Annotated in this window: 1 pseudogene; it reads right to left on the bottom strand. The window is 68.9% G+C overall.

Going from position 1 to position 209, the window contains the following annotated elements:
- Positions 1–209, bottom strand: a pseudogene (locus C664_RS20125) (methyl-accepting chemotaxis protein); the annotation flags it as partial.

The raw sequence follows: 209 nt of genomic DNA, 5'->3' as shown, positions 1-209 counted from the left end.
CGGGTGGCCAGCTTGCCCTCGACGGCGGCGCGCGAGAGCATGCCGGCGTCGGCCACCAGGGCGTTGATGGCGTCGATGGCGGTGTTGAGGTTGTTCTTGAGGGTGTTGAAGTCACCGTTGTAGGGGTCGGTGATCCGGGCCGGGATGGCGCCCTTGGCGATGCGGTCGACGTAGTCGGCGGCGACGTTCAGCGGCCCGATGACGGCGTC

It is taken from the genome of Thauera sp. 63 (assembly GCF_000310165.2).
GTDB lineage: Bacteria > Pseudomonadota > Gammaproteobacteria > Burkholderiales > Rhodocyclaceae > Thauera > Thauera humireducens.
The sequence above is the reverse complement of the archived record's forward strand: the minus strand, read 5'-3'. Positions and strand labels throughout refer to the sequence as shown.